General features: G+C 33.7%; 7 protein-coding genes. 2 read left to right on the forward strand and 5 right to left on the reverse strand.

The window, feature by feature from the left end:
- The first annotated feature begins 169 nt into the window (after positions 1-169).
- Together BZARG_RS00075 and BZARG_RS00080 are read left to right on the forward strand one after the other, a co-directional pair.
- On the forward strand, positions 170-2,434 hold the full coding sequence (locus tag BZARG_RS00075; protein ID WP_008634127.1) for an aconitate hydratase: 2,265 nt from the start codon (positions 170-172) through the stop codon (positions 2,432-2,434).
- A gap of 112 nt (positions 2,435-2,546) precedes the next feature.
- Positions 2,547-3,116, forward strand: a complete 570-nt coding sequence (locus BZARG_RS00080) for a TlpA family protein disulfide reductase (RefSeq protein WP_008634143.1) — start codon at positions 2,547-2,549, stop codon at positions 3,114-3,116.
- Here the strand turns inward: BZARG_RS00080 and BZARG_RS00085 are convergent.
- From BZARG_RS00085 to BZARG_RS00105, 5 genes are all read right to left on the reverse strand, one after another.
- Positions 3,099-4,256, reverse strand: a complete 1,158-nt coding sequence (locus BZARG_RS00085) for a lycopene cyclase family protein (protein ID WP_008634119.1) — start codon at positions 4,254-4,256, stop codon at positions 3,099-3,101. The genes BZARG_RS00080 and BZARG_RS00085 overlap by 18 nt on opposite strands.
- Positions 4,257-4,277: 21 nt before the next feature.
- On the reverse strand, positions 4,278-4,727 hold the full coding sequence (locus BZARG_RS00090) for a sterol desaturase family protein (protein ID WP_123766842.1): 450 nt from the start codon (positions 4,725-4,727) through the stop codon (positions 4,278-4,280).
- A gap of 8 nt (positions 4,728-4,735) precedes the next feature.
- Complete coding sequence (locus BZARG_RS00095) at positions 4,736-5,575, reverse strand: phytoene/squalene synthase family protein (protein WP_008634144.1); 840 nt, start codon at positions 5,573-5,575, stop codon at positions 4,736-4,738.
- 68 nt (positions 5,576-5,643) lie between these two features.
- Complete coding sequence (locus tag BZARG_RS00100; protein WP_008634134.1) at positions 5,644-7,110, reverse strand: phytoene desaturase family protein; 1,467 nt, start codon at positions 7,108-7,110, stop codon at positions 5,644-5,646.
- Between the two features lie 46 nt (positions 7,111-7,156).
- Positions 7,157-8,053, reverse strand: coding sequence for a MerR family transcriptional regulator (locus BZARG_RS00105; protein ID WP_008634141.1), 897 nt, complete (start codon positions 8,051-8,053; stop codon positions 7,157-7,159).
- Positions 8,054-8,350 lie beyond the last annotated feature (297 nt).

Consider the following 8,350-nt stretch of genomic DNA (forward strand, 5'->3'; position numbering starts at 1 on the left):
ATTTAAATCATGAAATTCTCAATAAATAAAGTGTAAATCGCTTAATTTTTAAAAATACTTCACTAATAGTACGTTTTCGTTACATATTTTTAAATGGTCTTTAAAATTCGTACTTTTGCAGTCCCATTAGTTTGGAGATAAAAAAGTTTATTCACATAAAATATATTATATGGCATTCGATATTGACATGATCAAGAAGGTTTATGAAGATATGACCGAACGTGTAGATAAAGCGCGTGAAGTTGTTGGTAAACCATTAACACTTTCAGAAAAGATTTTATATTCTCACCTTTGGGATGGAAACCCTAATACAGCCTTTGTAAGAGGTAAGGATTATGTAAATTTTGCACCAGACCGGATTGCATTACAGGATGCTACAGCTCAAATGGCTTTATTACAATTTATGCAAGCTGGAAAGCCTAAAGTGGCAGTTCCAACAACGGTACATTGTGATCACTTAATTCAAGCAAAACAAGGAGCTGTACCCGATTTAAAACGTGCTAACGAAACCAGTAGTGAAGTTTTTGACTTTTTAGCATCGGTTTCTAATAAGTATGGAATTGGTTTCTGGAAGCCAGGAGCTGGTATTATTCACCAAGTTGTATTAGAAAATTACGCATTCCCAGGAGGAATGATGATTGGAACAGATTCACATACAGTTAATGCTGGTGGATTAGGAATGGTTGCTATTGGTGTTGGTGGTGCTGATGCTGTTGATGTTATGGCAGGAATGGCTTGGGAATTAAAGTTTCCGAAGTTAATTGGTGTTAAATTAACAGGTAGTTTAAATGGTTGGACATCTGCAAAAGATGTAATTCTTAAAGTTGCTGGAATCCTAACTGTAAAAGGTGGAACAGGTGCTATTGTTGAGTATTTTGGCGAAGGTGCTAAAAATTTATCGTGTACAGGAAAAGGAACTATTTGTAATATGGGTGCTGAAATTGGAGCAACCACCTCTACATTTGGTTACGACGATTCTATGGAGCGTTATTTACGTGCTACCGATAGAAGCGATATTGCTGATGAAGCAAACAAAATCCGTGAGTATTTAACGGGTGATGATGAAGTTTATGCTTCGCCAGAAACATACTTCGATCAAGTTATAGAAATTAATTTAGATACATTACGTCCACATTTAAATGGACCTTTTACACCAGATTTGGCTACGCCAGTTGGAGAATTAGGCCCTAAAGCGAAAGCAAATGGCTGGCCTTTAAAAGTTGATTGGGGATTAATCGGGTCATGTACAAATTCATCTTACGAGGATTTAACACGTGCAGCTTCAATTGCTAAACAAGCCGTGGACAAAAAAATTAAACCGAAATCTGATTTTGGAATTAATCCAGGTTCAGAGCAAATTCGCTTTACAGCAGAACGTGATGGAGTTTTAAAAATATTTGAAGATCTAGATGCAACTATCTTTACCAATGCTTGTGGTCCATGTATTGGACAATGGGACAGAAGTGATAGAAAAGGTGATGAGAAGAATACTATTGTACATTCCTTTAACAGGAACTTCTCTAAACGTGCAGATGGAAATCCTAATACACATGCCTTTGTTGGATCGCCAGAAATGGTAGCAGCAATTGCTATATCAGGTCGTTTGGATTTTGATCCAATGAATGACACTTTGCTAAATGAAGATGGTGAAGAAATTAAATTAGATGAGCCACACGGTCTTGAGTTACCGCCATTAGGTTTTGATGTTAAAGAATCTGGTTATGTAGAACCGTTAGAGGATGGTAGTAATATTAATATTACCGTTAGTCCAACGTCTGAACGTTTACAATTGTTGACACCGTTTACTCCATTAGGAAATAACATCACTGGTGCTAAACTTTTAATTAAAGCTTTTGGTAAGTGTACAACAGACCATATTTCTATGGCGGGACCTTGGTTGCGTTTTAGAGGACATTTAGATAATATTTCTAACAACATGCTTATAGGGGCTGTTAACGCTTTCGGTAAAAAAACCAATTTTATTAAAAACCAATTAACAGGTGAGTATGGTGGTGTTCCAGATGTTGCTCGTGCTTATAAAGCGGCAGGCGTAAAAACTATTGTCGTTGGTGATCATAACTACGGTGAAGGATCATCTCGTGAGCATGCCGCTATGGAGCCAAGACATTTAGGTGTTGCTGCTGTTTTAGTGAAGTCATTTGCGCGTATACACGAAACTAACCTTAAGAAACAAGGTATGTTAGGCTTAACGTTTGATAAGGAAAGTGATTACGATTTAATCCAAGAAGACGACACAATTAACTTCCTAGATTTAGATGCTTTTGCACCAGACAAGCAGTTAACATTAGAGTTTGTTCATGCAGACGGATCTAAAGATGTTATTAAAACAAACCATACCTACAACCAAGCTCAAATTGATTGGTATAATGAAGGTTCTGCTTTAAACTTAATTAAAAAAGAAAATAAGGCTTAATTTTTAGGTTTTATTGAATTCCATAAGAACTCCTGATTATTTATAATTTTCAGGAGTTTTTTTATTGTTAGTAATTACGTTAACGTACGACTAAAGCTTCTTATCTCATATTATGAAAAAACCGAAATTTTCTACTAGTAATATTATTTTTGTCATCGTTATTGGTTTAATGATTATACCACAAACGCGTCAGCCTATTCAGGTTTTTCTTCAGAAGGGATTAGCTATGATTAGTCCTTCGGAAATTAGTGTCGATAAACGTGAAACATTAAAGTCTTATGACAATTGGAATTTAGTGGATTCTAAAGGGAATGCGTTCGACTTTAAGCAAGCAGAAGGCAAAGTAGTGTTCATTAATTTCTGGGCAACCTGGTGTCCGCCGTGTATTGCAGAAATGCCAAGTATAGACGAGTTGTATGCCGATTATAAAGATGACGTGATATTTTTATTAGTCTCCAACGAAAAGGCTGAAACTATTTCAGGATTCCAAAGTAAAAATGAATTTAATTTTGAATTTTATCAATCTGTTACAAATGCGCCAGCGCAATTTCAAACCAATAGTATTCCTCAAACTTACTTAATTGATAAACAAGGAAGTATTGTTATGGATAAATCGGGTGCGGCAAATTGGAATAGTGATAAAGTAAGAAAAGTGTTGGACGATTTAATAGCGGCGGAATAATGCGCGAAAAAAAGCGCTTATAAAATCCCAAGAAAATAGTGCGCGCATAATATGAAGATCCTCAGTAAAAGTTGATTCTTCATCTAAAAACCGAAACATGGTTGGAATGGAATTTTTAGCATAGAACTGCTCGAAAATCCAAACGCCCTTTTTGTTATTTGTTTTTAAAACTTCTAGAAAAATTTTATCATAGAATTTATATTTCCTCTTAAATAATTTATACGAAGGCTGTTTTCCACTTTTAATATTCGATATAATTTTACGCACATTTTTTTCGGTATGTTTAAAGGAGTACCCCGTGGAACCCTTAACCCAACCACCTCCTGTGCCAATTTTAGTGACGTTTTGCCTATTGTATTTCCAAAAAGGGAAGTCCGTCATTGGAATATTTCCCGCTTCTGTTTCAATAACTTTATAGCTATTTATTTTTAAATGATTTTTTATGTAACTACGAATAGCATCATCATATACAGATTCCACAACGGTTTCTGGAGTGAAAAAGGTATATTCAATTAGTGCCCGATTTACAGAAATAGGCAATACATAAACAAAACTCGTTGTATTATTGTGTTGAAAGCGGTAATCCATCATCGTAAATGCTTCAGGATTAAAACATGGTGTGTCTGTTTCAATAATCCAACCTTTAAAATGTTGTTGTACTAATGTGTATTTAGATATTTCCGTAGTATATTCATCAGGTATTCGACTATCAAAAACGTGATTCGTGGTGTACGTATTATTTTTCCCTTGAACTAAAAGCGAATCAGTCTCAACTATAGAAACGACCGAGTCTTTTATAAAGTGGATGTTTTCCGACTGCTTTAATGCTGATTTTGCATACTTATAAAAATCTATGGAACGAATGCTTTTGTAGGTATAAGGTTCTAAAGGCAGAGTAAGCGCCTTGCTTTTGGAATTAAATAAGGCGGTCTTCCATGATTTTTCAATGATAGACTCCCAAGCACCATCCTGGATTTCCCAAAAACTCCAAGTTTTATCGTTTTTATTTTTATCATCGGGATCAATTAATGCTACTTTTTTCAACTTCAATTCATCATCAGAAATAAATTTTAAAGCTAGTTGTAAACCAGCAAGACCATTTCCAATAATGATATAATCGAAATGATTTTCATTAGGCATAAAAACAGAATTTATAAAGCTTTATTTTTTGAAGTATTTAAAGGGTACAAATAACATACCGAAGCATTCGCCATCACCTTTACCTAAATGTTTATGGTGCATTTTATGGGCGCGACGAACACCTTTTGCATACCAGTTGTCGGCGCTTCTTAAAAGCTTGAAACGTTGGTGTATAAAAATATCGTGAACCATAAAATAAGCGCAGCCGTAAGCGAAAATTCCTAGTCCTAATGGCAATCCAGCCCAAAAGCCTGCGTACTGCCATAGTATAAATAAGGTGATACTTACAATGGCGTAAAAAATAAAAAATAGGTCATTTCTTTCAAACCAACTGTCGTGTTTTTTATGGTGGTGGTCTTTGTGTACACTCCATAAAAAGCCATGCATGATGTATTTATGAGTAAACCATGCCATAAATTCCATAAACAGGAATGTTCCAATAAAAATAAGTATCCACAAAATAATGTCTATCATAATTTTTATAACAAATTTAATTGATATTTCACATAACTGCGCGTTAATAACTCAATCTTTTTGTAGTTAGGAACCCGTATTCTAGTATTTTTAATTTGTAATGCAGGCGTTTTCTTCAACTTCTTTAAAAGTTGACTATAGTACCTGTAGGCTGTAAACACGCCAAATTTAGCTTCTGCTGGAAGTTCTTTAATTCCTTGAAGACCAATTTCAAAGTCGCGCTCAATTTCTTCAATTATAAGTGATTTTGAAAATTCGTCTAACTTAGATAAGTCCGTGTTAGGAAAATACGTGCGGCTTAAGTCTTCGTAATCACTTTTTAAATCTCTTAAAAAATTCACTTTTTGAAAGGCAGAGCCTAAATGCATAGCAGATTCTTTAAGGTGATTATATTTTTCATTATCACCTTTTACAAATACTTTTAAACACATCAGGCCAACGACATCAGCAGAGCCATAAATGTAGGAGTTGTATTCCGCTTCCGTTAAATAGGTAGTTTTATGCAAATCGGAGCGCATGCTCCGCATAAAAGCATCTACCATATGCTTTTCAATACCATATTTATGATAGGTTTCTTGAAAAGAATTTAAAATTGGATTTAAACTTATTTTGCGCTCTAAAGCTAAATTTAAATCATTTTCGAATTCATTTAAAAGTACTTCTTTATCGTAATCATGAAAACTATCTACTATTTCATCGGCAAATCTAACAAAACCATAAATATTGTATATGTCTTGACGTATGGAACTTGCCAACATTTTAGTGGCCAAGGAAAAAGACGTGCTATAGGTTTTAGTAACCGTTTGGCTGCACGAATGTGAAACGATGTCAAAAATTGATTTCATCTGATAGTTTTTTAGTGATTGGAAGCTCTGTAATACGTTAGAATAATGATATATATATTATCCTCTATTTAATTTGCATGATGTTTATTAATGAGCTCGGCAACCAATTTTCCTGAAATCAGTGATGGTGGCACACCTGGTCCAGGAACTGTTAACTGTCCTGTAAAGTACAAATTTTTTACCTTACTACTTTTTAATTTTGGTCTTAAAAAAGCAGTTTGTAGCAAAGTATTGGCCATTCCATATGCATTTCCTTTGTAAGAGTTATAATCTTTTATAAAATCGTTTACGCAAAATGACTCTTTAAATAAAATATGATCTCTTACATTTTGAGAGGTTAAGTCCTCAAAACGATCTATTATTTTTTTAAAATACGTCATACGTAACTTAGTATTGTCTTTTAATCCAGGTGCTAATGGAACTAAAAATATTCCTGCTTCTTTGCCTTCTGGTGCTACATGACTGTCAGTAATGGAAGGGAAGCTAGCATAAAACAAGGGATTCTCTGGCCATTCCGGCTTGTCGTAAATGGACTCTGCATGTTTATCAAAATCTACATCAAAAAATAAGGTGTGGTGATTCACATTTTTTATTTTCTTATCAAAACCCACATAAAATAGGAGGGATGATGGCGCAAATGTCTTTTTATTCCAATAGGCTTCGGAGTATTGCTTATATTCTTGATCTAAAAGGGTTTCTGTATGATGATAATCGGCACCACTTAAAACAATATCACTTAAGTACGTTTTTCCATTTGTAATTACGCCTGAAGCCACTTTATTAGAAACTAGTATTTTTTCTATAGGTGAATTGGTTTTAAAAGTAACGCCTAAATCTTTTGCCATGGTTTCCATAGCTAAGATTACCTGATACATTCCTTTTTTAGGATGAAAGGTACCTAAACCAAAATCGGCATAATTCATAAAGCTGTAAAAAGAAGGCGTATCGCTTGGTTTGGCTCCTAGAAATAGAACTGGAAACTCCAAAATTTTAACTAAACGGTCGTTTTTGAATTCCTTACGAACATCTTTTTTTATGGTACTAAAAAACTGATCAATTTTTTTGAATGTTTTGGCTGTCACTAATTCAAACGGTGAAACACCAGGATTATATACTAGATCTTTAATAGCAACATTATAATTATCTTGTGCTTTATCGATAAATTTCTGTAAGGTTTTAGAGCTTCCAGGTTCTTCTTTTTCAAAAGCAGCTCGTATCTTATCTAACGTATCTTCTATAGTAATGAAATCATTCTTTCCGAAGTAAACAGAATAAGCTGGATTTAATTTTTCGAGCTGGTAGTAGTCAGAAGGTTTTTTATTGAAATCAGCAAAAAATCGTTCAAAAACGTCAGGCATCCAATACCAGGTTGGCCCAATATCAAACGTGAAACCGTCTCTAATTAATTGTCTTGCGCGACCACCAATAGTTTCGTTCTTTTCAAAAATAGTAACATTGTGTCCAGACTGTGCTAGATAGCATGCGGCAGCAAGGGATGAAAACCCTGATCCAATTATGGTAATATTTCTCTTCATATGTTTAACAAATATACAAAAAGGCTAAACAAAACAAGTTCTTTTTTTAGATATATTTATCTAAATCGTTTACGGAATGAAAAGCTTTAATGGTTTTAGGCAATTTGGAGTTGTCTATATTATTTGCCATACGGCCAAATATCCATAATTCATTACCGTTATTGAGGAGCTCATCATGAAATTCCTTTAAGTAGTTTTCAATATTTTCTGTTTCGGGTTTTACCGTGAAATAGGAAATAAAGATAATGTTTTTATGGTGCTTTAAAACATCTTTTAGGCTTACAATAGGAACACTTGGACCCAAATATAGCGTATGATGATTTGCTTTGGTGAGCTTATAATTTAAAAAATGCAGTCCTAAATCATGAATTTCGTTATTTGGAAGAAAGAGTACAAAGTTTTTATCCTTGTTTTTTATTGCTTTTAATGTGCAATTTTCAATATTAACCAATAACTTTTGCTTAATTAATTCAGAAATAAAATGTTCTTGCGCGGGTGTAATCGTATTTGTTTGCCATAAAAAACCTATTTCACTCATAAGTGGTATAAAAACTTCCATGAAAATTTCAGAAAAATCCTTATGCTGTAATAAGTTATCATACGTATTTAGAAACAGCTCCTTATCAAAATTTAGCATAGCCAACTTTAACATGTTTATGGCATGATCGTCGGCATAGGCTTTAGATGATAAATCACGAACGGTATCCGCAATATCCAAATCGTTTATTTTTGCAATTTTAGATATTTTAAATCCATTATTATAAAGGAAGGTGATATTGAGAAGCTTCTGCAGACTTTCCAAACTGTAATATCTAATATTTGTATCAGTACGGTTAGGTTTTAAAAGATTGTAACGCTTTTCCCAAATTCTAATGGTATGTGCTTTTACACCAGATAGATTTTCAAGATCTTTAATGCTAAAATTACTCTTAATATTGTTCATATTTTATTAGAAAACATTAAACAAAAGTAATGAATTAAATTATTAAATAGTTAGAAAGAGATTATTTTATATAGAGTTATTTAAAATTTTCAGTTTTAAAGATGTTTAGAAAGCATCAAGTTGCTAAAAATAATAAATTAGTTGAAGTACTTAAGTGCTAGTTCTCGCGATGAGAATTTCCGACTCTTGGAAAATATATTAAAATGAAACTAGGCAATTAACTTAAAGTGCGCACGAGAAGACTCGAACTTCCACGGACTAATGTCCACCAACCCCTCAAGCTGGCGCGTCTACCAA

Origin of the sequence: Bizionia argentinensis JUB59 (assembly GCF_000224335.1) — a bacterium.
GTDB classification, from domain to species: domain Bacteria; phylum Bacteroidota; class Bacteroidia; order Flavobacteriales; family Flavobacteriaceae; genus Algorimicrobium; species Algorimicrobium argentinense.

What these genes read in the sequence shown, in the direction of transcription:
- BZARG_RS00085 (WP_008634119.1), bottom strand. Translation starts at nt 4,256, where the DNA reads ATGCCTAATGAAAATCATTTCGATTATATCATTATTGGAAATGGTCTT.
- BZARG_RS00105 (WP_008634141.1), bottom strand. Translation starts at nt 8,053, where the DNA reads ATGAACAATATTAAGAGTAATTTTAGCATTAAAGATCTTGAAAATCTA.
- BZARG_RS00075 (WP_008634127.1), top strand. Translation starts at nt 170, where the DNA reads ATGGCATTCGATATTGACATGATCAAGAAGGTTTATGAAGATATGACC.
- BZARG_RS00080 (WP_008634143.1), top strand. Translation starts at nt 2,547, where the DNA reads ATGAAAAAACCGAAATTTTCTACTAGTAATATTATTTTTGTCATCGTT.
- BZARG_RS00095 (WP_008634144.1), bottom strand. Translation starts at nt 5,575, where the DNA reads ATGAAATCAATTTTTGACATCGTTTCACATTCGTGCAGCCAAACGGTT.
- BZARG_RS00100 (WP_008634134.1), bottom strand. Translation starts at nt 7,110, where the DNA reads ATGAAGAGAAATATTACCATAATTGGATCAGGGTTTTCATCCCTTGCT.